The 20,642-nt window shown below is 60.5% G+C and carries 17 protein-coding genes; 15 read left to right on the forward strand and 2 right to left on the reverse strand.

Translation table 11 applies throughout. The features are described 5' to 3' along the window. Nucleotides 1-479 precede the first annotated feature (479 nt). The 10 genes from DBY73_RS04615 (at nucleotide 480) to DBY73_RS04660 (ending at nucleotide 10,371) form a co-directional block, all read left to right on the forward strand. A complete protein-coding gene (locus tag DBY73_RS04615) occupies nucleotides 480-1,529 on the forward strand; it encodes a dipeptidase (RefSeq protein WP_112010026.1) in 1,050 nt (349 codons plus the stop codon). 115 nt (nucleotides 1,530-1,644) lie between these two features. After that, nucleotides 1,645-1,722, forward strand: a complete 78-nt coding sequence (pqqA, locus tag DBY73_RS04620) for a pyrroloquinoline quinone precursor peptide PqqA (RefSeq protein ID WP_004937827.1) — start codon at nucleotides 1,645-1,647, stop codon at nucleotides 1,720-1,722. 58 nt (nucleotides 1,723-1,780) lie between these two features. Further along, the gene (gene pqqB / locus DBY73_RS04625; RefSeq protein WP_112010027.1) at nucleotides 1,781-2,692 is read left to right on the forward strand and encodes a pyrroloquinoline quinone biosynthesis protein PqqB; all 912 of its coding nucleotides are present in this window, start codon (nucleotides 1,781-1,783) and stop codon (nucleotides 2,690-2,692) included. A gap of 9 nt (nucleotides 2,693-2,701) precedes the next feature. Then, the gene (pqqC, locus tag DBY73_RS04630; RefSeq protein ID WP_112010028.1) at nucleotides 2,702-3,457 is read left to right on the forward strand and encodes a pyrroloquinoline-quinone synthase PqqC; all 756 of its coding nucleotides are present in this window, start codon (nucleotides 2,702-2,704) and stop codon (nucleotides 3,455-3,457) included. After that, nucleotides 3,457-3,735 carry a pyrroloquinoline quinone biosynthesis peptide chaperone PqqD gene (pqqD, locus tag DBY73_RS04635; RefSeq protein ID WP_112010029.1) on the forward strand — a complete coding sequence of 93 codons (279 nt, stop codon included), beginning with the start codon at nucleotides 3,457-3,459 and terminating at the stop codon, nucleotides 3,733-3,735. Before pqqC ends, pqqD begins: the two co-directional genes overlap by 1 nt. After that, nucleotides 3,728-4,864: a pyrroloquinoline quinone biosynthesis protein PqqE gene (gene pqqE, locus DBY73_RS04640; protein ID WP_112010030.1), complete on the forward strand. Its 1,137-nt coding sequence runs from the start codon at nucleotides 3,728-3,730 to the stop codon at nucleotides 4,862-4,864. The genes pqqD and pqqE overlap by 8 nt, the downstream gene beginning before the upstream one ends. A 2-nt stretch (nucleotides 4,865-4,866) precedes the next feature. After that, nucleotides 4,867-7,191, forward strand: coding sequence for a pyrroloquinoline quinone biosynthesis protein PqqF (gene pqqF / locus DBY73_RS04645; protein ID WP_258458369.1), 2,325 nt, complete (start codon nucleotides 4,867-4,869; stop codon nucleotides 7,189-7,191). A gap of 358 nt (nucleotides 7,192-7,549) precedes the next feature. Then, the gene (locus DBY73_RS04650; protein ID WP_112010031.1) at nucleotides 7,550-8,146 is read left to right on the forward strand and encodes a hypothetical protein; all 597 of its coding nucleotides are present in this window, start codon (nucleotides 7,550-7,552) and stop codon (nucleotides 8,144-8,146) included. Further along, nucleotides 8,124-9,212, forward strand: a complete 1,089-nt coding sequence (locus tag DBY73_RS04655; RefSeq protein WP_112010032.1) for a glycosyltransferase — start codon at nucleotides 8,124-8,126, stop codon at nucleotides 9,210-9,212. The genes DBY73_RS04650 and DBY73_RS04655 overlap by 23 nt, the downstream gene beginning before the upstream one ends. Continuing rightward, nucleotides 9,199-10,371, forward strand: coding sequence for a radical SAM protein (locus DBY73_RS04660; protein WP_112010033.1), 1,173 nt, complete (start codon nucleotides 9,199-9,201; stop codon nucleotides 10,369-10,371). Before DBY73_RS04655 ends, DBY73_RS04660 begins: the two co-directional genes overlap by 14 nt. A gap of 36 nt (nucleotides 10,372-10,407) precedes the next feature. Here DBY73_RS04660 and DBY73_RS04665 read toward each other — a convergent pair whose 3' ends face one another. Together DBY73_RS04665 and DBY73_RS04670 are read right to left on the reverse strand one after the other, a co-directional pair. Beyond that, nucleotides 10,408-11,298 (reverse strand): siderophore-interacting protein, encoded by an 891-nt coding sequence (locus DBY73_RS04665; protein ID WP_112010034.1) that lies wholly within the window; start codon nucleotides 11,296-11,298, stop codon nucleotides 10,408-10,410. Between the two features lie 10 nt (nucleotides 11,299-11,308). Then, nucleotides 11,309-12,463, reverse strand: a complete 1,155-nt coding sequence (locus DBY73_RS04670; RefSeq protein ID WP_112010161.1) for an MFS transporter — start codon at nucleotides 12,461-12,463, stop codon at nucleotides 11,309-11,311. 186 nt (nucleotides 12,464-12,649) lie between these two features. Here DBY73_RS04670 and iucA point away from each other — a divergent pair, with 186 nt between their 5' ends. From iucA to iutA, 5 genes are read left to right on the forward strand one after another with little or no spacing between them, the layout of a single operon-like run. Continuing rightward, nucleotides 12,650-14,374 (forward strand): aerobactin synthase IucA, encoded by a 1,725-nt coding sequence (iucA, locus tag DBY73_RS04675; RefSeq protein ID WP_146745744.1) that lies wholly within the window; start codon nucleotides 12,650-12,652, stop codon nucleotides 14,372-14,374. Further along, nucleotides 14,375-15,322, forward strand: a complete 948-nt coding sequence (gene iucB, locus DBY73_RS04680) for a N(6)-hydroxylysine O-acetyltransferase (protein ID WP_112010036.1) — start codon at nucleotides 14,375-14,377, stop codon at nucleotides 15,320-15,322. After that, entirely contained in the window at nucleotides 15,322-17,055 is a 1,734-nt protein-coding gene (gene iucC, locus DBY73_RS04685) for an aerobactin synthase IucC (RefSeq protein WP_112010037.1), read from the forward strand. Before iucB ends, iucC begins: the two co-directional genes overlap by 1 nt. A gap of 3 nt (nucleotides 17,056-17,058) precedes the next feature. Further along, the gene (gene iucD / locus DBY73_RS04690) at nucleotides 17,059-18,393 is read left to right on the forward strand and encodes an NADPH-dependent L-lysine N(6)-monooxygenase (RefSeq protein ID WP_112010038.1); all 1,335 of its coding nucleotides are present in this window, start codon (nucleotides 17,059-17,061) and stop codon (nucleotides 18,391-18,393) included. A 25-nt stretch (nucleotides 18,394-18,418) separates the two neighbouring features. After that, on the forward strand, nucleotides 18,419-20,620 hold the full coding sequence (gene iutA, locus DBY73_RS04695; protein ID WP_112010039.1) for a ferric aerobactin receptor IutA: 2,202 nt from the start codon (nucleotides 18,419-18,421) through the stop codon (nucleotides 20,618-20,620). The last annotated feature ends 22 nt before the right edge of the window (nucleotides 20,621-20,642 follow it).

Raw genomic sequence — 20,642 nt, forward strand, 5'->3', positions numbered from 1 at the left:
CGTGCAGACGGTGGAGGAAACAGTGCGTAGATAAACGTAAACATAACAATTGCCTTCGCGTAATGACGCGGTTATCACATTATTGGGTGGCAATCGTCTTCAGGAAGGGATTGCTGCCCGCCGGGTCGGCAAGCAGCGCGGAAATAATCGCGTCAACTTACCGTTTTATGCATTTCGGGGTGGTTGTCCAACGTATTACTCCTGCGTGAATTTGGGGCCATTATAATGAATGGGCTAAGTGAGTAAAGTTAAACCTCATACGGATGCGGTTTGTTTAGTCTTTATTGATAAAGCCGTTTGCAACGGTGCTGCGCATTAATTTTTGTATTTCTCGCGAAATTAACCGTACAAAGATAAGAAGAAACTCCGGCTTGAGCGATGTTTAATTACGCCACCAAGCCCTTATCTTTTGCAGGGTTGTTACTCAATGCGCTATCGGAGACCATAGCGTTTATTTGTTACCGCGTAGCGAAACGCCTATGACCCACCTGCCTGACCGGTCCGTTTTTGACGGACACAACGATCTGCTGCTCAATCTTTGGCTTCATCATGACGACGATCCGGCGAACGCGTTCTTTTCCCGCGTCTCACCGGGGCACCTCGACTACCCGCGCATGCGGCGGGGAGGATTTTTCGGTGGGCTTTTCGCGGTATTTATCCCGCCGGTTAGCTATATCGCCCGCATGCGCAACCAAACGGATGATGAGGTGCTGGACTACTTTGACCCGCTGGCAATCGTCGAGCGTCAAATTGACATTATGCGCATCCTCGAGCGCAGCTCTGAGGGGCGCCTGAAGATATGCCGCACCGCCAGCGACATCGAGCGCTGCCGTCTTAACGGGCGGATCGCAGCCGTGCTGCATATTGAAGGGGCCGGCGCGATCGACGCGCAGCTAGCGCAGCTGGAAAAATTCTATCAGCTGGGCGTTCGCAGCATTGGCCCGTTCTGGAATACCCCCAACGCCTTCGGCGAGGGGGTTAACGGCGCTTTCCCCGGAACGCCGGATACCGGGCCCGGCTTAACCGCGGCGGGTGAATCGCTGATCCACGCCTGCAACGAGCGCCGTCTTATGATCGACCTCTCCCACATGAATGAAAAAGCGTTCTGGGATACCGCCAGGTTGAGCAACGCTCCGCTCGTCGCCACCCACTCCAATGCCCACGCGCTTTGCCCTCAGCCGCGCAACCTGACCGACGCGCAGCTGGAGGCTATCGCGCATAGCGGCGGGCTGGTCGGGGTCAATTTCGGCACCGCCTTTCTGCGCGCAGACGGCAAGCGTGACGGTGCCGGTACCGATCTGAGTACGATTATTAACCACATTGCGTATTTGATCGCTAAACTTGGAGAAGATCGGGTGGCGTTCGGTTCGGACTTCGACGGCGTGAACGTCCCCGATGCGCTTGAGGATGTTGAAGGGCTCCCTCGCCTCGTGCAGGCGCTGTCGGACGCGGGGTTCAGTGACTCTCTGCTGGAGAAGCTTACATGGCGCAACTGGCTGCGGGTTCTCGCAGAGACCTGGGGTGAATAACTCTGTTACCTTTTAATTATTGTGATAATAATCACATATATTTAACATAAGCCTTGTCCAGTGTAACAATTTCACTGGGCTAATAACATCAAGATGAACGCAAAGGAGCTTCGCTATGACTACCTGGACTAAACCCGAGTTTGTTGACCTGCGTCTGGGTCTGGAAGTAACGCTGTACATTTCCAACCGCTAATCGCTCGCCTGCCCGCCCTTCGCGCGGGCATTATTTTTTTATTACTCCTGGTTCAGAGATGCAGATAAAAGTTCTCGGCTCGGCAGCGGGCGGCGGCTTTCCCCAGTGGAACTGCAACTGCGAAAACTGCCGCGGCCTTCGCGAAGGCAAGATAAACGCCTCTCCCCGCACCCAGTCCTCTATTGCGGTCAGCGACGACGGCAAAAACTGGGTTCTGTGTAACGTTTCGCCCGACGTTTGCCACCAGCTGCGGGTCTCTCCCGAGCTGAACACCCCTGACGTCCTGCGCGGTACCGGAATAGGCTCCATCATTCTTACCGACAGCCAGATTGACCACTGCGCCGGGCTGCTCAACCTGCGCGAGGGGTGTCCGCATCACGTCTGGTGTACGCCGGAAGTGCATGACGACCTGACCACCGGCTTCCCGGTGTTCACCATGCTCTCCCACTGGAACGGCGGGCTGATTCATCATCCAGTCGAGCCTTTAGACGCCTTCACCACTCTGGTGTGCCCCGGCATGCGCTTCACCGCCATCCCGCTTTTGAGCAACGCGCCGCCCTATTCTGCCTACCGCGACCGGCCCCTTCCCGGGCATAACGTGGCGCTGTTCATTGAGGACACCGCACGCGGCGTAGGGCTGTTATACGCCCCCGGTCTGGGCGAGCCGGATGAGACGATCATGCCCTGGCTGCGCCGGGCGGACTGCCTCCTGATCGACGGCACGCTGTGGCGCGACAATGAGCTGGCGAACGCGGGCGTGGGGAAAAATACCGGCAAGGATATGGGGCACCTGGCGCTGGCAGAAGAGCGCGGCCTGGCGGCGCTTCTCGCGACCTTACCCGCACGGCGAAAAATTCTGATTCATATAAACAATACCAATCCGATCCTGAATGAAGACTCCCCCGAGCGTCAGAGCCTTAACGACGCTGGCATTGAAGTCAGCTGGGACGGCATGGTCATCGAACTGTAGAGGCTCCGCATGACAGAACTCACCCCTCTCTCTCCTCAGGCCTTTGAAGACGCGCTGCGCGCCAGGGGGGCCTATTACCATATTCATCACCCGTACCATATTGCCATGCACAACGGTGAAGCGACCCGGGAGCAAATTCAGGGCTGGGTGGCGAACCGCTTCTATTATCAGACCAGCATTCCGATTAAAGACGCGGCGATTATGGCGAACTGCCCGCACCCTGACACCCGGCGCAAGTGGGTGCAGCGTATTCTCGATCATGACGGCTATAACGGCGCTGAAGGTGGGATCGAGGCGTGGCTGCGCCTCGGCGAAGCGGTCGGCCTGAGCCGGGAGAGCCTGCTTTCTGAAGAGCGGGTGCTGCCTGGGGTACGCTTTGCCGTGGATGCCTACGTCAACTTCGCCCGCCGCGCCTGCTGGCAGGAGGCGGCGTGCAGCTCGCTAACGGAGCTGTTTGCCCCGCAAATCCACCAGTCGCGCCTGGACAGCTGGCCGCAGCACTATCCGTGGATCGATCCGGCAGGATACGACTATTTCCGCAGCCGCCTCGGGCAGGCCAATCGCGACGTAGAGCACGGCCTGGCGCTGGCGCTGGACTATTGTAATACGGTTGAAAAACAGCAGCGCATGCTGGAGATCCTCCAGTTCAAGCTGGATATCCTGTGGAGCATGCTGGATGCGATGACCATGGCCTACTCCCTGAATCGTCCGCCCTACCACAGCGTGACCGCTGACCGCGTATGGCACAAGCAGAGGCTGGTGTAATGACCTTAACTCCCGAACACACTCCCGTTTTCCGACGCGGCTACCGCATGCAGTGGGAGCCGGTACAGAACTGCCATGTGATCCTCTATCCGGAAGGTATGGCCAGGCTAAACGTCAGCGCGGCCGCCATTTTAGCGCTGGTTGACGGAAAGACGTCGCTGGGCGCGATCGTCGCCACCCTGAGCGACCGCTTCCCGGGCGCGGAGGGGCTGGAAGAGGACGTACTGACCTTTTTCCAGCGCGCGTACGAGCAAAAATGGGTGATTTTCCATGAGTGATCTCGCGCCATCCACGGTAAACCCTCCGCTGTGGCTGCTGGCGGAGCTCACCTACCGCTGCCCGCTGCAGTGCCCTTACTGCTCGAATCCGACCGACTTTGCCGCGCAGGATCGGGAGCTCAGCACCGGGCAATGGATCGAGGTCTTTCGCCAGGCCCGGGCGATGGGCTGCGTGCAGCTGGGATTCTCCGGCGGAGAACCCCTGGTCCGCAAAGACCTGCCTGAGCTTATCGCCGCCGCCCGCGAGCTGGGTTTTTACACCAACCTGATCACCTCCGGAATCGGGCTGACGGAGAAAAAGCTGCAGTCCTTCGCCGACGCGGGCCTGGACCATATCCAGATTAGCTTCCAGGCCAGCGACGAGACGCTGAACGCCGCGCTGGCCGGTTCAGAGAAAGCGTTTCATCAGAAGCTGGCCATGGCCAAAGCGGTAAAAGCGCTGGGCTACCCCATGGTGCTGAACTTCGTCCTGCACCGCCACAATATCGACCAGCTTGACCGCATTATCGAGCTGGCGATACAGCTTGATGCCGACGACGTCGAGCTGGCCACCTGCCAGTTCTACGGCTGGGCGCACGAAAACCGCGAAGGGCTGCTGCCAACCCGCGAACAGATCGTTGCAGCCGAAGCGGTGGTGAAGCGCTACCGCGCCCGCATGGCGGAGGAAGGCAGGCTGGCTAACCTGCTTTTCGTCACGCCGGACTACTACGAAGAGCGACCGAAAGGCTGCATGGGCGGCTGGGGTGCGATCTTCATGAGCGTCACGCCGGAAGGCACGGTGTTACCCTGTCACAGCGCGCGCCAGCTTCCCGTTGAGTTTCCCTCCGTGCTTGAGCAGGATCTGCAGCATATCTGGTATCACTCGTTCGGCTTTAACCGCTATCGCGGCTACGACTGGATGCCGGAGCCGTGTCGCTCCTGCTCTGAGAAAGAGCAGGACTTCGGCGGCTGCCGGTGCCAGGCGTTCATGCTGACGGGCAGTGCCGATAACGCCGATCCGGTATGCGCCAAATCGCCGCACCACGGCACCATTCTGGCGGCCCGCGAAGAGGCAAACCGAACGCAAAAGAGCATCGAACAGCTGCTTTTTCGCACCCAGGCGAACTCGCGCCTTATCTTCAAGGGCTGACGATGAAGTACGGTGCTGACGCCTGGCGGCTCGCCAGCGGCATGCGGATAAACGCCATCAGCGATCCGTCCGCAACCCGCGCCGCCGCCCTGCTGCTTGTCGATACCGGCAGCGTACACGAGCCGGCTGAGTGGCCGGGGCTGGCGCATCTGCTGGAACATCTGCTTTTTCGCGGCAGCGCGAACGTGGCCGCCGGGGATGGGCTGATGAGCTGGGTGCAGTCCGTCGGGGGCAAGGTAAATGCCAGTACGCAGGCCGTGCAGACCGCCTTCTTCTTTGAAGCGAGCGCCGAACATCTTGCGGGAGGACTCGATCGGCTGAGCGATATGCTCGCCGCCCCCGGGCTTGCCGATCGGGATATCGCGCAGGAAATTGAGGTGATTGACGCTGAATACCGCCTGCTGCGCGACGATCCCGAAACCTGCTGTCAGGCCGCAGAGCGCCAGATGTTTAAGGGCATAGCGGCCCTGCGGCGCTTTCATATCGGCAGCCGGGAAACCTTTGGTACGGATATTCCTCGGCTCCAGCGGGCGCTGCGCCAGTTTCACCAGCGGCACTTTCGCCCGGCGGGGATGACGCTCTGGCTGCACGGCCCGCAGCCGCTGTCCCAGCTCCACGCGCTGGCAGAGTGCTTCGGCGCGCCTTTTGCGCCTGCCGACGCGCCCGCTGATGACGCGTCAGGCACCCTTTCGCCAGCCGAAGATCTGACGCTCTCCCTGCCCGTCGCGCCCCAGCTTCGGCTGGTCTTCTCTCTTGAGCCTGAGGGCGATCGCGGCTGGCTGAGGCGGCTGGAGCGGTTAGTGCGCGACGACGCGCCCGGCGGGCTAATGGCCCATCTGCGCGCCCATGCCGAATGCGATGGCGTCAGGCTGGCGCATGCGCTGTGCAGCGAAAACAGCATGCTGGTAAGTTTTATCTTCACGCTGAATACCGGCTCGCCAACCGATATCGCGAACATCGAAAGCGCGCTGCTGGCCTGGCTACAGCATCTACGCCGCCTGAGTCCGCTTCAGCGTGAGCACTATGGCCAGCTGGCGAATCGCGACTTCGCGCGGCTTACGCTGCTTGATCAGCTTCGCGCCAGGGCGTTCGGGCTTCCTCCTGTTGAACAGCACGACAGCTGGGACCGGCATATCACCGCGCTGCTCGCGGCACCGCGTCGTCGGCTGGCCGTGCTGCCCGAAAGCGTGGGCGAACGTTGCCATGCAGAAGGGCTGCCGCTGACGCTGAGCCCCTTCGTTAGCGCGACCCCCACGCGCACCGCGGGCGTTTTTCAGTTTTACCCTCGGCCCGAGGCGCTACCCGCGCCGCCTTTGCCTCGCGAACGGGCACGGCTTCTTCATCTTGCCGACGCGGGATCGGAGCCCGTACTGCTATTGCGCCCCGCCCCCTTTACCCGCTTCACGGAATGCCAGGCCGCACGCCTGCATGCGGGACTGCGCGCCGGGGCGGCGGAAATTGCGCACTATGGCGGGCATCTGGGCCTGGTCTGCCATCAGGACCGGTGGCTGCTCGAGCTGTCTGGCCGCGAGAGCGTGCTTAGTTACGGCCTGAGCCTTATCAACCCGGCGTTGAACGTGCAGACCCCGGCGCTTCTCAGCGAGGCATCAAGAAGCCTTAGCCGCTCGCGTAAACAGCAGCAGAGCGATATCGCTATCCGGCGCCTGCTGGCACAGTTGCCCGAGGCGCTTGTCTCGCCGGGGAATACCCCCCCGCACTGGCACGCCACGCTTGTCGGCGGCGACAAGCGCTTAAAGACCCGTCTTGCGCACCTGCTGCACGACTTCCCTTTTGCTATCGAAGATGACGCGCAGGCGCCGCCCGCGCCGCCGATCCCGCCGGTTACGCTTGGTGAAAGCGGCGCCGAGAATGCGCTTTTGCAATTTTATCCGCTGGCCGGGCACGACGCACAAGGACGCTGGGCGCTGCGGGTGCTGGCTACGCTTTATGCTCCCCGCTACTTCCGCCGTCTGCGCGTGGAGCGAAGCGTCGGCTACGTGGTGCAGTGTGCGTTCCATCGCAGCCGCGGTATTGAGGGTTTGCTCTTTGCGCTGCAATCGCCGAATTACGACCCGGCGCAATTACGTCAGCTAAATGATGAATTTTTACTGCACATGTCTCGCGAACTGCCGTCTTTCGATCTCGCTGAACGGGAGCTGGCGCATAGCACGGTATCCCAACATCTGCGTTGCCTGAGCGCCGACCCTCTTCTGCGGGCGCGTGAGGTTGCGCTGGAAAACCGGGACGGGCTGGAAACCGTCTCGCCGCTGGCGATTGCGGACCTGCTCTACTGGCATCGACTGCTTTTTGCCGCGCCCGCAGGCTGATTGAGCCTTGCCGATACGATCGGGCGCAGCCGAATAGACGGGATTAACGTGAAACCCTTAATACGCTGACGCCATTCTGCTGATTAATTTCTCGTCATAAAAACGTCCGTCGGCATTTAAATTTAAAAACAGAATATTAATTTAAATAAATGCGCGCACGGGTGAACGCTATTCACTGAATAAGCCAGAAGCTATTGTGTAATATTAATCTTGATCGCATTTTATTATTGCGGGACATTGTATTTCTTATTTCCTGTGATATACCTTAAGCAGATGTAAATAACGATGCATGTCTTACACCTCACCCAGCATACCAATGCGGGGGCATAGGTTTCTTTTGCCTATAAGGAGAGAATATATGGATAAAGATGCACAATATAAAACGCTCATGGATAAGGTGTTAAAAGGAACTCGCCATTTATCACAGAAAGGCGTGATAACGGAAAACTTACGCTTTGATGAACAGCAGCGGGAATTTATATCAGCGTCTATGGCGAGAGATGCCTGCGAAGAGGTTATACGCACGCTGGATTTTCATGAATCCTGCCAGCGCGCGGGCCTTGATGACGGTCGTCGCTACTGGTGCTTTCGCCAGAACGGGGAAATCATCGGGCTGACGGGATACCACTATCGCCTGTGGGACCACTCTGACATCGTCTGGTCAGCCTGGTTTGTCGCCGCCCCGCATGCCCCAGCCATGACGAAACTGGGGATGATTTATAACAACATGTACGTCTGCCTGACCCAAACGCGATTTCGCACCATGTACATTGAGCTGTTGGGTAATGGTACAGACTCCAATATCTATAGCATTTTTAAGGCTCTCGGATTGCAGGAGGTCGCTACCTTCCGCCATTTCCACGGCAAGAATAAAGACATGGTCGTGATGAAAATCGATCTTGACGCGCTTCGTGAATTCAGCAGAGAAGAATATGGTCTTAATACTTTATATTGAATCCGGTTCGGGTTCGTTAACCCTTGCGCGAAATATACAGTTCGCGTTAACCCAGGACGGTATCGAAAGTCGCTTACTATCACTGCATGATATATTACCCGCATGGCTTAACGAGGCGCTATTTGGTAATTATCAGCGCTGGTGCAATGAAAATAAAACGTGGTTCGAGAGAATATTTCGTTCACGCTGGTTTTACCCGTGCCTTTATACGCTGCTGCCGCTCATCATTCGCATGAAGAATAAGGGCAAACGGCTGGAAACCCCCTCGGTGTTTAGTAACGTCAAAACCGTGGTTGCCTGCAGCTTTTTTTGCGGCTGGTTCTCCAACTATTGGCAAAAAAACAGCAGCCATCCCCGACCGGTATACGGGGTGTTGGGTGACTACACGGTGTCGCCGGGCTGGAATCTGGCGCTGGAGAGGCTTTTCATTCCAATGGCGTTTGAAAGCCCGGTGTTTCGCGCCATTCGCCAAAAGGGCGGAAAGATCACCGCATCCGGCATTCCGGCCTCCCTGAACCAGGTACATGAGGCTGGGGAAAAGGGATGCGTTATGTTCAGCGGCGGCGGCTGGGGGCTTCACCTTAGCACAACGAGTATCGAGTCGCTGCTGGGTATGCCGTCGGTCACCACCCTCATTGTTTTGTGCGGCAGCAATCGGGCGCTGCGTGAAGAACTTAATGCACGTTTTCGTGACCCGATAAGCGCCGGCAGGCTTGTGGTGCAACCCTACACCTCTGAGATGCAGAGCCTCTACGCCCGGGCCGAAGTGGTGATTGCTAAAGCAGGCGGGCTCACCCTGACCGAAGTGGCCTTGTGCGGTAAGCCACTCGTGATTAATGGCTATTTGCCCGGGCATGAAGAGGAAAATCTGCGCGTGTTTCTGCGTCATGATGCGGCGCTTTACGCAGATAACGACAGTGAACTCATCAAAGCCGTCCAAACCCTTCTCTCCAGCCCCGAGCGGGCTCTTACCCTGAAAAGACAGGCTGCCGCGCTGGTAAATCAGCAGGCAGGTGCGATCGTTAGCCTACAGATAAAAAAGGATATCAAACATGTGGACGCGTAAATCAACGCATACCGATTATGAGATCATTCCGCAGGAGTACCAAAACTTCATCGCCCGTAATCCGGGCTACACGCGGTACCATGAGGCCAGCACGCTGAGGGTTCAGCAGGCTATTCAGGATTATTTGCAAAGCGGGAAAATCGAAGAGAAAAATATCTGCAAGCTCGTCATCAAGATGACAAATACCTGCAATCTGCGCTGCACCCACTGCTTTCAGTGGCGCGAAGGCGGATTTCACCACGACCAGGACCCCACGGCCATTCCGTTTGATAAATGCCAACACCTGTTCGATTTTGTGGCGCGCAATAAGCCGGACATCATCCTCAACGGCGGCGAAGCGACCATGCACCGTGACTTCGACAAGTTTGTGGAAACGTTCGCCGAAATGGGCTGCTTCATCCATATTTGCACCAACGGGCTAAGCATCAGGAAGTATTACGATCTCTTTACGCGCTGGCACAACCAGCTGGCGTTTCTGATTTCGCTAGACGGCGTGGGAGAAACCCATGACGCTATCCGCGGCAAGGGCACATGGCGTAAAACGCTTGCGTCTATTGACCTTCTGACGGAGGGCAAGCGCAACGGGATGAACTGGCTGATCGGCGTTGAAAACACGTTAATGCCTTCAAATCTTGATGACACGATGGCGCTGAAGGAGATGTGTGAAGAGCGCGGCGTGGACTGGATGATATTTAACCACCTGTGGATCGCCGGGCTGAAGGATCGGCACGAATATAACCAGTTCTGCAAACAGTGGGACATCACGCCCGTCTCTTACTCCGGGTTTGATACGGGTCCCTTCTCAGACGACTACATCGACAAAATTACCCGCACCGTCGAGGCGCTCAGGGCGAGCGAAAAATCTATCCCCGTGCTCTTTGGGCCAGATTATTCAGCGGAGGATCTCGCGCGCTACTATCGCAATGAGATGCCGCCCGCCCCGGCATACCTGAAATTAGGCTGCAAGCTGGATATCGATATCGGTGGTGAACTGGTGCTCACCAAGCAGTTTCCGGATATCGGATTCGGCAGCGTGCTGGACACGCCGGTTGAAGCGCTGCTGGCTTCAGAACGCTACCAGACCGTCGCTGCGGCGTTGCGCAGCTCGTCCCTGAGCATCCTCACGGCCTGCGCAGACACGCACAATTTCCGCATCTAGCCTGCCTTAAGCGCCGGAAATCCGGCGCTATCTCCGCTACTTCGCGCGCCCTTTTGCCCAGTACGCCATAAAATTGATCGCATCGTGCGCCAGCCCCTGTTCACCGACCAGATAGCGGCGCAGCAGCTTCACAACCGTCGATTCGCCCGCCACCCAGCCGTAAAAATCGGTGCTGCGGGTGGATGCTTTATCCCACAGCAGCTCGCCCTCGCTCTCCTCGCGTACCTGCTCGTGCCGGTGGCGCTGAGAAGTGAAAGACGTCGCTCTTACTGCCTCAAGCAGGCATTCTCCGTGCGCCGATCCCGTGCGGCTGCGCGCAAGCCAGGTAATGTCGGCAAACTCAAACACGGTCAAATCGACGCAATCGCCCTCTTCCGGCACCTCAAAAAAAGCGCGAACGTGCGGGGGATTGTCCTGACTGGAGAGCCGCTCGAGGATCCCGCGCGCAGCCGGGAGCGCGGTTTCATCGGCAATAATCAGCGCGCTGCGCAAACCTGCGGGAGGCGTCCACTCGTAGCCGCCGCTGTCTGCTTGATAGGCGGCGTTGGGCGCGACGATCTGAATGGCGTCGCCGGGCGCGGCGTTAATCGCCCACGCGGACGCGGGCCCCTCCAGACCGTGGCGGACAAATTCGACGGTGACTTCCCGGCGAGCCGAATCGACGTGGCGCAGCGTGTAGGTACGCACTACCGGACGCTTCGCTTTTTCCATGTCCTGCACCGCCTGATACCAACTGCTCCCGGCGGGCAGCGACGGCGGCGTGCCGTCTTCGGAAGGAAAAAGCATTTTGATGCGCTGATCCGGCGAATCGGATTTCATTCCCGCCACCTCGGAGCCACCGAAGACCAGGCTCAGCAGCGAGGGGGAAACCTCCGTTTTGCGCAGAAGTTGAACGTTGAACAGACGGTAGCTCTGAACGCCAGCCATATCGTTTCCTTTATTCTTCCTGTGGGGACGGTGAACGGCGGAGCCAGATAACGCCCGACGTCACGCTAAAAAGCACGGCGGTGCAGAGGGCCGCAATCAGCATCGCTACGCTAACGCCGCTTTTCGACACCAGCGGAACCAGCAGCGCGCACAGCCCGTAGCCCAGCGTGTGGCTGGTCGCTATCCAGCCCGCTCCCGCGCCGTCGGCCAGCTTTTCGTTGAGCAAAAGCTGGTAGGCGGGCGTCGCCAGCGCAGCGCCAAACGACAGCAGCGCGCAGCCGATATAAAACAGCCACAGCGGCACGGCCAGCATCAGCAGCAGGCCGCAGAGCATGAGCGCTCCGGCGCCGAGCAGCAGCGCCATCGGCGTCAGCCGCTGGGGGCGCAGCACGCCAAACTGTGCCGCGAGCGACGCGACCGCCGCGGCGCTGAGCAGCCATGCCACCTGGTGGCTAATGGCGTGCGTGTCCATCCCCAGCTGGCGGACCAGCGCGGGTGAAAGGCCAAACTGCATCAGGCTTACCGTCGCGGAAAGCAGCAGCGCGCAGAGCAGGTAAGGCACGCACGCAGGCGTCAGGCCCGCGCGCCTGCGCTCTGCGCCGGGCTGCGGCGGCGTGCCGGGCAGGCGCAGCAGCATGATCAGCGCCAGCAGCGGCGCGACCATCAGCAGCGCCATCGGCGCAAGAGGATGTATCGCGAGCATCGCCGCCGCGCAGAGCGGCCCAAACAGCCGGCCGCCGCTCAGCCCGGAGCTGACGGTCGCCAGCGCCGCCATGCGCCTTCCCTCTCCCGCCCTTTGCAGCGCCCAGACCTGACAGGCCGGCACCATCGCCGAGACCGTCAGCCCGTAAATCACCCGCGCAACGATCAGCAGGCCAACGCCCGCCGCCGCGGGAACGGCGTGCGTCGCCAGCAGCGCGCTGCCCAACCCCAGCAGGGTAAAGCTCACGCCGTACCCCGCCAGCGCCCAGAGCACCACGGGCTTGCTGCCCACCCGCGCGATCTGTTTCCCCCACCACGGTGACGACGGCAGGAACAGCATTGAGCCGAGCGTTAACAGCGCGGCCCACACCGACAGGCTGAGGTTTGTCTGGATCACCAGAACGGGAATGGCGACCAGCAGGCCGTTCTGTCCGACGCCCAGCAGCCCGGCGCTGAACGCCATCGGCCAGCAGGACAGCGGTTTTTGCGGGGTTTCCGAGATCTCAAATGTCGTCACAATGTTGCAAATCCATGGATATATTATGTTTATTTGTAAAATAAATTTTATCTATATTAACAATTGCTATTGATAATGAGAAACGTTATCGGCAAAATTCGCATTATCACAACACGTGGAATCTGTTTGATTATGACTTTGCCAAAGACTATTCCGGCCTGGGACGTGGCCGCGCAGTGCTTCCTGAACTCTCTTATCCGTGAAACAAGCGACTGGCGATTAACCGAAGGCCATCCGGCCGAGCTTGTCATTCCACTTGACGACGGGCGGGCGCTTCACTTCACGGTGGACTATTTCTCACCGACGCAGCACCACCGCTTCGCCTTCCCCGCCAGGCTGGTCAGCGAATCTGGCAGTCAGCCACTGCATTTCACCGATTTCTCCCGACTTATCATCAACAAGCTTCAGCATCAGCTGTCGCTGCCCGCGTCCCATCGCGATGCGTTTTACCAGCGCGTCACGCAGAGCCACGCGCACACGCAGCAGGCCATTGACGCCCGTCACGACTGGGCCGCCCTGCGCGATCGCCCCCTGAACTTTGCCGAGGCGGAGCAGGCATTGCTGGTCGGCCACGCGTTTCACCCGGCACCGAAATCGCACGAGCCGTTTACCCAGCAGGAGGCCGAACGCTACCTGCCGGACTTCGCGCCGCGCTTTCCGCTGCGCTGGTTCGCCGTGGACAAGGCGCAGATTGCCGGCGAGAGCCTCAACCTGAATGTGCAGCAGCGCCTGACGCGGTTCGCCGCCGAGAACGCCCCGCAGCTGCTGCGTGAATTGACCGATAGCCAGTGGCTTTTTCCGCTGCATCCGTGGCAGGCCGCGTATCTGCTCGAACAGCCGTGGTGCCAGCAGCTCGTGGAGAAAAACCTGCTGAAAGATCTGGGCGAGGCCGGCACATTCTGGCTGCCGACCACCTCTTCCCGCTCGCTGTACTGCGCTACCAGCCGCGACATGATCAAGTTTTCCCTCAGCGTGCGCCTGACCAACTCCGTGCGCACGCTGTCGGTGAAAGAGGTGAAGCGCGGCATGCGCCTGGCGAACCTCGCGAAAACCGGGCGCTGGCAGGATCTCCAGACCCGCTTCCCCACCTTCCAGGTGATGCAGGAGGACGGCTGGGCCGGTCTGCGCGATCTCGACGGCAACATCATGGCCGAAAGCCTGTTTGCCCTGCGCGAAAACCTGCTGGTCGATCGGACGCAAAGCCAGACCAACGTGCTGGTTTCCCTGACGCAGGCCGCGCCGGACGGCGGCGATTCCCTGCTCGTTGCCGCGGTAAAACGCCTGAGCGCGCGCCTCGGCATTACGGCGCAGCAGGCGGCCCACGCGTGGGTCGACGCCTACTGTCAGCAGGTGCTGAAGCCGCTGTTCACCGCCGAAGCGGATTACGGCCTCGTGCTGCTGGCGCATCAGCAAAACATTCTGGTGCAGATGCAGCAGGATCTGCCCGTCGGGCTGATCTATCGCGACTGTCAGGGCAGCGCCTACATGCCGCACGCCGCGGGCTGGCTGGACGTCATCGGCGAAGCGCAGGCGGAAAACATCTTCACCCGCGAGCAGCTGCTGCGCTACTTCCCTTACTACCTGCTGGTGAACTCGACCTTTGCCGTTACCGCCGCGCTGGGCGCCGCCGGGCTCGACGACGAGGCGAGCCTGATGTCACGCGTGCGCGCGCAGCTTTGCGCGGTGCGCGAGAAGGTCACCTACACGGCCTGCCTCGACTACGTGCTTGAAAGCCCGGTCTGGAACGTGAAGGGCAACTTCTTCTGTTACCTGAACGATCGTAACGAAAACACCATCATCGACCCGTCGGTGATCTATTTCGATTTCGCCAACCCGCTGCTGGCGCAGGAGTGCTGAATGTCTAAGGCAACTATCGTTCACGGCGGGCACGGCCTGCGCTGTGAAAAACTCGACGTAAACCTGAATCTCGGCTGGGGCATGGACAACAGCGCCGTGCTGCGCTGGCCGGGCCCGCTGCCGGAAGGCTGGCTGCGCGATGCGCTGGACCAGATTTTCATCGCCGCGCCGCAGATCGCGGCCCTCGTCCTCCCCTACGCCGAATGGCGCGAGGAGCCGCAGGCGCAGGCGATTTTCGACACGATCGACAGCGACGTTATCCACCGCGACGCCTTTATGCAGCTGCCGCTCTGGCTCAGCGCACCGGCGAATCGGGCATCCGGGGAGAGGGTTTACGACGCCGAGCGCGAGATCTATTTCCCCCGCCGTCCGGCGCGCCCGCAGGGCGAGGTGTACCGCCGCTACGACCCGCGCGTGCGCAAAACGCTGAGCTTCCGCGTGGCGGACCCGGCGCAGGACGCCGAGCGCTTCACCCGCTGGATGAACGATCCGCGCGTGGAATATTTCTGGGAGCAAAGCGGCTCGCTGGAGGTACAGACCGCGTATCTGGAGCGTCAGCTGACGGGACAGCACGCGTTTCCGCTGATCGGCTGTTTTGACGACCAGCCGTTTAGTTACTTTGAAATTTACTGGGCGGCAGAAGACCGCATTGGCCGCCACTACGCCTGGCAGCCCTACGATCGCGGCCTGCACCTGCTGGTTGGCGAGCAGGCCTGGCGCGGCGCGCACTACGTCCAAAGCTGGCTGCGCGGGCTTACGCACTACCTGCTGCTCGACGAGCCGCGCACCCAGCGCACGGTGCTGGAGCCGCGCGCCGACAACCAGCGCCTGTTCCGCCACCTGGAGCCCGCGGGCTACCGCACGGTGAAGGAGTTCGACTTCCCGCACAAGCGCTCGCGCCTGGTGATGGCGGATCGCCACGCCTTCTTTACGGAGGTTGGCCTGTGATGAACCGCACGGACTGGGAAACGGTAAACCGCCAGCTTGTGGCGAAAATGCTGGCCGAGCTGGAATACGAGCAGGTCTTTAAGGCCGAATCCCTCGGCGAGGGCCGCTACTGCATTAACCTTCCGGGCGCGGAGTGGCACTTTAGCGCCGAGCGCGGCATCTGGGGCTGGCTGTGGATCGACCCCGACACGCTGCGCTGCGCGGATGAAACCGTAGCGGCGCAAACGCTGCTGATGCAGCTTAAGCCGGTGCTTTCCATGAGCGACGCCACCGTCGCTGAACATATGCAGGATCTCTACGCCACCCTGCTGGGCGATCTTCAACTGCGAAACGCCCGCCGCGGGATGAGCGCGGACGATCTGATCGCCCTGGACGCGGACCGCCTGCAGTGCCTGCTGAGCGGTCATCCGAAATTCGCGTTTAACAAGGGCCGTCGCGGCTGGGGCCAGGAGGCGCTGACGCGCTACGCCCCAGAGTACGGCAACACCTTCCAGCTGCACTGGCTGGCGGTGAAGCGCGACCACATGGTCTGGCGCTGCGACAGCGAGCTGGACGTCCAGCAGCTGCTGGCGGCGGCCATGGACCCGCAGGAGCTGACCCGCTTTACTCAGGCCTGGCAGGATCGCGGGCTCGACGACGGCTGGCTGCCGCTCCCGGTGCATCCGTGGCAGTGGCAGCAAAAAATCGCCCTTGATTTCGTTGCCGATCTGGCCGAAGGCCGCATGGTATCGCTGGGTGAATTTGGCGACCGCTGGCTCGCCCAGCAGTCGCTTCGCACCCTGACCAACGCCAGCCGCCAGGGCGGGCTGGATATCAAACTGCCCCTGACGATCTACAACACCTCCTGCTATCGCGGCATTCCCGGCAAATACATCGCCGCCGGGCCGCTGGCCTCCCGCTGGCTGCAGCAGATCTTCGCCACCGATAAGACGCTGGTACAAACCGGCGCGGCGATCCTCGGCGAACCGGCGGCGGGCTATGTCTCCCACGCGGGCTACGGCGCGCTCGCGCAGGCGCCCTATCGCTATCAGGAAATGCTCGGTGTGATCTGGCGTGAAAACCCGTGCCGCTGGCTGGAGCCGGATGAAGACCCAATTCTGATGGCGACGCTGATGGAGTGCGACGAGCGCGGCAACCCGCTGATTGGCGCCTATATCGCCCGGTCGGGCATGGAGGCGGAAGCCTGGCTTACCCACCTGTTCCGCGTGGTGGTGGTGCCGCTCTACCACCTGCTGTGCCGCTACGGCGTGGCGCTGATCGCCCACGGGCAAAATATTACCCTCGCCATGAAGGACGGCGTGCCGCAGCGCGTCCTGCTGAAAGATTTTCAGGGCGACATGCGGCTGGTGAAGGATGAGTTCCCGGAGATGGACTCCCTGCCTCAGGAAGTGCGGGACGTTACCGCCCGCCTGAGCGCCGACTACCTGATTCATGATTTGCAGACCGGCCACTTCGTGACGGTGCTGCGCTTTGTTTCGCCGCTCATGGCGCGCCTTGGCGTACCGGAGAGATGCTTTTATCAACTGCTGGCGGCCGTGTTGAGTGATTACATGCAGGCGCATCCCGACATGTCGGCGCGCTTTGCCCTCTTCACGCTCTTCAAACCACAAATCATCCGCGTTGTGCTGAACCCCGTAAAGCTGACCTGGCCTGACCAGGACGGCGGCAGCCGCATGCTGCCGAATTATCTCGAGGATCTGCAAAATCCGCTGTGGCTGGTAACCAGGGACTAAATCATGACAAACACCGTAGATTTTATTGGCGTCGGCATCGGCCCGTTTAACCTGAGCATCGCGGCGCTGGCCCACGAAGCCGAAGGCTTCAGCACCCGCTTCTTTGACGGACGCGCGCACTTTGCCTGGCACCCCGGCATGCTGGTGCCGGACTGCCACATGCAGACCATGTTCCTGAAGGATCTGGTCACTGCCGTGGCGCCGACCAGCCCGTTCAGCTTTGTGAACTACCTGGTGAAGCGCAAAAAGTTCTATCGCTTTTTGACCACCGAGCTGCGCACCGTCTCCCGCGACGAGTTTTCCGATTACCTGCGCTGGGCCGCGGAAGGGATGCAAAACCTGCGCTTCAACAACACGGTTGAGCGCATTGATTTCGACGATAAGCGCCGGCTGTTCGCCGTGCAGACCGGCCAGGGGGAGACCTTCGCCCGCCATATCTGCCTGGGCATCGGCAAGCAGCCGCACCTGCCGCCGTGCGTGAAAACCGTGTCGCCAACCTGCTTCCACGCCAGCGAGATGAGCCTGCGCCAGCCGAACCTGAGCGGCAAGCGCGTCACCGTGGTCGGCGGCGGGCAAAGCGGCGCGGACCTGTTCCTCAACGCGCTGCGCGGTGAATGGGGCGACGTCGCCGAGATTAGCTGGGTGTCGCGCCGCAATAACTTCAACGCGCTGGATGAAGCGGCGTTTGCCAACGAATATTTCACCCCGGAGTACGTCACCGGCTTCGTCGGTCTGAACGAAACGGCGCGCGGCGCGATGCTCAACGAGCAGAAAATGACCTCCGACGGCATTACCGCCGACTCGCTGCTGACCATCTACCGCGAGCTATATCACCGCTTTGAGGTGCTGGGCCTGCCGCGCAACGCGCGCCTGATGCCGAGCCGCTCGGTCACGGGGCTGGAAAGCCGCGGCCAGGGCTGGCGGCTGCTGCTGGAACATCATCTGGACAGCGGCTACGACGCGCTGGACAGCGACGTGGTGATTTTCGCCACCGGCTACCGCCCCGCGCTGCCGGAGATGCTCTCCCCGCTGATGCCGCGCATCGCCCTGCGCGACGAGTGCAGCTTCAACGTCCGGGACGATTTCACCGTCGAGTGGGACGGCCCGCAGGAGAACCAGATCTTCGCCGTTAACGCCAGCATGCACACGCACGGCATAGCCGAGCCGCAGCTGAGCCTGATGGCCTGGCGCTCCGCCCGTATTTTGAATCGCGCGGTTGGGCGCGATCTCTTCGATCTCAGCACGCCGCCATCGCTCATTCAGTGGCGCAGCGGCAGCCGGGAAAAACCGCAGCCTGAGGCTGCTTCACACCATCGCTACACGGCATCTTTGGGCTGATTTTTTCCGCCCGTCTGAAGGAATAATGATGATAAGCAAAAAACATACGCTCTGGGCACTGAACCCGCTGCTGCTCGCCATGATGGCCCCCGCGGCGGCGCAGCAGGCCGATGATGAAACGCTCGTGGTATCGGCTAACCGCAGCAACCGCACCGTCGCGGAAATGGCGCAGACCACGTGGGTGATTGAAAACGCCGAGCTGCAGCAGCAGATCCAGGGCGGCAAAGAGTTTAAAGACGCGCTGGCCCAGCTGATCCCCGGCCTTGACGTCAGCAGCCAGAGCCGCACCAACTACGGCATGAACGTGCGCGGACGCCCGCTGGTCGTGCTGGTTGACGGCGTGCGCCTGAACTCGTCGCGCACCGACAGCCGCCAGCTGGACTCTATCGATCCGTTTAACATCGATCACGTTGAGGTGATCTCCGGCGCGACCTCCCTTTACGGCGGCGGCAGCACCGGCGGCCTGATCAACATCGTCACCAAAAAGGGCCAGCCGGAAACCCAGGTTGAGTTTGAGACGGGCATCAAGAGCGGCTTTAACAGCAGCAAAGACCACGACGAGCGCGTGGCGAGCGCCGTCTCCGGCGGTAACGACCATATCTCAGGGCGCGCGTCGGTGGCGTATCAGAAGTTTGGCGGCTGGTACGACGGCAACGGCGACGCCACCCTGCTGGACAACACCCAGACCGGCCTGCAGTATTCCGACCGCCTGGACGTGATGGGCACCGGCACGCTGAACATCGATGAAACCCAGCAGCTTCAGCTGGTCACCCAGTACTATAAAAGCCAGGGCGACGACGATTACGGGCTCAACCTCGGGAAAGATTTCTCCGCCATCAGCGGCACCAGCAGGCCGTACGTCAGCAAGGGGCTGAACTCCGACCGTGTTCCGGGCACCGAGCGTCACCTGATGAGCCTGCAATACTCCAACAGTGATTTCCTCGGCCAGGAGCTGGTCGGCCAGGTCTATTATCGCGATGAGTCCCTGCTCTTCTACCCGTTCCCGACGGTCAACGCCGCCAAACAGGCGACCGCGTTTTCGTCATCGCAGCAGGACACCAACCAGTACGGCGCGAAGCTGACCCTGAACAGCACGCCGCTGGACGGCTGGCAGCTGACCTACGGTCTGGATGCGGATCACGAGCGTTTTACCTCAAACCAGATGTTCTTCGATCTGGACAAGGCCAGCGCCTCCGGCGGCCTGAACAACCAGTCGATCTACACCACCGGGCGCTATCCGGCCTACGACATCACCAACCTGGCCGCCTTCCTGCAGTCGAGCTATGACATCAACGACATCTTTACCCTCAGCGGCGGCGTGCGCTATCAGTACACCGAGAACAAGATCGACGATTTCATCGGCTACGCGCAGCAGCAGCAGATTGCCGCCGGTAAGGCAACCTCAGCGGACGCGATCCCCGGCGGTACGGTCGATTACGACAACTTCCTGTTCAACGCGGGCCTGCTGGTTCACCTGACCGAACGCCAGCAGACGTGGTTTAACTTCTCGCAGGGCGTAGAGCTGCCGGACCCGGGTAAATACTATGGTCGCGGCACCTACGGCGCGGCGGTGAATGGCCATCTGCCGCTGAACAACAGCGTAAACGTCTCAGACAGTTCGCTGGAAGGCGTGAAGGTCAACTCCTACGAGCTGGGCTGGCGCTACACCGGAGACAATCTGCGCACCCAGATTGCGGCCTACTACTCGATTTCCGATAAAAGCGTGGTGGCCAATAAAGATTTGACCATCAGCGTGGTGGACGACAAGCGCCGCATCTACGGCGTGGAAGGCGCGGTTGACTACTTCATTCCGGACACCGACTGGAGCACCGGGGCGAACTTCAACGTGCTGAAAACCGAGTCGAAGGTGAACGGCAGCTGGGAAAAGTATGACGTGAAGGTCGCGAGCCCGTCGAAAGCAACCGCCTACGTCGGCTGGGCGCCGGATCCGTGGAGCCTGCGCGTGCAAAGCACCACCTCCTTCGACGTGAGCGATGCGCAGGGCTATAAGATCGACGGCTACACCACCGTGGATCTGCTCGGCAGCTACGAGCTTCCGGTCGGCAAGCTCAGCTTCAGCGTGGAAAACGTCCTCGACCGCGATTACACCACCGTCTGGGGCCAGCGCGCGCCGCTGTACTACAGCCCGGGCTACGGCCCGGCGTCGCTGTACAACTACAAGGGCCGCGGACGCACCTTTGGCCTGAACTACTCGGTGCTGTTCTAAGCGCCACGTCTGCCCGGCGCGT

The sequence above is a fragment of the Enterobacter sp. RIT418 genome (assembly GCF_003057745.1).
GTDB lineage: Bacteria > Pseudomonadota > Gammaproteobacteria > Enterobacterales > Enterobacteriaceae > Enterobacter.

Excerpts from the sequence above, each read along its gene's own strand:
- DBY73_RS04615 (WP_112010026.1), top strand. The coding sequence starts at position 480 with ATGACCCACCTGCCTGACCGGTCCGTTTTTGACGGACACAACGATCTG.
- pqqA (WP_004937827.1), top strand. The coding sequence starts at position 1,645 with ATGACTACCTGGACTAAACCCGAGTTTGTTGACCTGCGTCTGGGTCTG.
- pqqB (WP_112010027.1), top strand. The coding sequence starts at position 1,781 with ATGCAGATAAAAGTTCTCGGCTCGGCAGCGGGCGGCGGCTTTCCCCAG.
- pqqC (WP_112010028.1), top strand. The coding sequence starts at position 2,702 with ATGACAGAACTCACCCCTCTCTCTCCTCAGGCCTTTGAAGACGCGCTG.
- pqqD (WP_112010029.1), top strand. The coding sequence starts at position 3,457 with ATGACCTTAACTCCCGAACACACTCCCGTTTTCCGACGCGGCTACCGC.
- pqqE (WP_112010030.1), top strand. The coding sequence starts at position 3,728 with ATGAGTGATCTCGCGCCATCCACGGTAAACCCTCCGCTGTGGCTGCTG.
- pqqF (WP_258458369.1), top strand. The coding sequence starts at position 4,867 with ATGAAGTACGGTGCTGACGCCTGGCGGCTCGCCAGCGGCATGCGGATA.
- DBY73_RS04650 (WP_112010031.1), top strand. The coding sequence starts at position 7,550 with ATGGATAAAGATGCACAATATAAAACGCTCATGGATAAGGTGTTAAAA.
- DBY73_RS04655 (WP_112010032.1), top strand. The coding sequence starts at position 8,124 with ATGGTCTTAATACTTTATATTGAATCCGGTTCGGGTTCGTTAACCCTT.
- DBY73_RS04660 (WP_112010033.1), top strand. The coding sequence starts at position 9,199 with ATGTGGACGCGTAAATCAACGCATACCGATTATGAGATCATTCCGCAG.
- DBY73_RS04665 (WP_112010034.1), bottom strand. The coding sequence starts at position 11,298 with ATGGCTGGCGTTCAGAGCTACCGTCTGTTCAACGTTCAACTTCTGCGC.
- DBY73_RS04670 (WP_112010161.1), bottom strand. The coding sequence starts at position 12,463 with ATGGCGTTCAGCGCCGGGCTGCTGGGCGTCGGACAGAACGGCCTGCTG.
- iucA (WP_146745744.1), top strand. The coding sequence starts at position 12,650 with ATGACTTTGCCAAAGACTATTCCGGCCTGGGACGTGGCCGCGCAGTGC.
- iucB (WP_112010036.1), top strand. The coding sequence starts at position 14,375 with ATGTCTAAGGCAACTATCGTTCACGGCGGGCACGGCCTGCGCTGTGAA.
- iucC (WP_112010037.1), top strand. The coding sequence starts at position 15,322 with ATGAACCGCACGGACTGGGAAACGGTAAACCGCCAGCTTGTGGCGAAA.
- iucD (WP_112010038.1), top strand. The coding sequence starts at position 17,059 with ATGACAAACACCGTAGATTTTATTGGCGTCGGCATCGGCCCGTTTAAC.
- iutA (WP_112010039.1), top strand. The coding sequence starts at position 18,419 with ATGATGATAAGCAAAAAACATACGCTCTGGGCACTGAACCCGCTGCTG.